The organism is Novosphingobium endophyticum (assembly GCF_014640675.1).
Lineage (GTDB): Bacteria > Pseudomonadota > Alphaproteobacteria > Sphingomonadales > Sphingomonadaceae > Novosphingobium > Novosphingobium endophyticum.
On the sequence record NZ_BMHK01000101.1, the window covers coordinates 1 to 910 of the forward strand.

The 910-nt window shown below is 62.6% G+C and carries 1 protein-coding gene; it reads left to right on the forward strand.

Going from position 1 to position 910, the window contains the following annotated elements; genetic code table 11:
* Positions 1-473: 473 nt before the first annotated feature.
* A complete protein-coding gene (locus tag IEX32_RS20395) occupies positions 474-683 on the forward strand; it encodes a helix-turn-helix transcriptional regulator (protein WP_188773359.1) in 210 nt (69 codons plus the stop codon).
* Positions 684-910 lie beyond the last annotated feature (227 nt).

The window sequence follows — 910 nt, forward strand, 5'->3', positions numbered from 1 at the left end:
AGGCCGTAATGAAATGGAGGACCCGGGAGCGAAGCGGACGGGTTGCGCGCCGCCGAGGCGGGGCTACAGGGCAGCGACGCCCCCCGCCACCTTGGAGCCGAGGCTACGCCGCCGCGCATCCGCGCGGCGACCGCTGACGGGATGCAAGGCATCCCGCCCGGGCCGCGTAAAGCGCGGGCCGGAACCGCATCACGCGATCGTCACGGCCATGCCGACGAGACGCCGAAGGCGGCTCGGCCGGAGCGTCAGCGAAGGTAGAGCGCGGTCAGGCCGAGACGGCCTGAGACGCCAAACTGCGAACTTACAAAAATTTAATCGTGCGTAGCGCGGGACAGCCGTGGATGCCTGCGAAAAAATAGGGACAAGCTGGCGTAGAAACCACAGAATGTCAGGATCTTGACGCCCGGCGACGGCATCTCAAATCTCTTGCCTGAGGAGCAATACGACCGACCACAACGCAGGAGATCCAAATCATGACCGATCAGCCCCCCGACCGCATTCTTCGCCTCAACGCCGTGCTCGACCGTACCGGCCTGTCGCGAGCGACGCTTTACCGGAAGATTCAGGACGGAACCTTTCCAAGGCAAGTCCGCATCGCCACGCGCTGTGCGGGGTGGCGGGAGTCAGCCGTCATCGAGTGGATGCGCGATCCGATGTTCTATCAGGTTGATGATATCCGATAACCGCAGTTGCGCACCCCGAATCCGTCGTCATGCCCGCTCACTCGGCACAAGGAAGCGGGCATGCAAAGGAGCCCTGCGAATTGCGCTTCTCGACGCGATGACCGCTTGATCTCTTGTTCATCCGGGTGCCAAGTGGGGCCATGCATCCACATACGCGCGCTATGGTTGCCGCAACTGCCTTTGCCTTTATCACCGGCAAGAAGGTCGCAGGCCTGTATGATCACTCG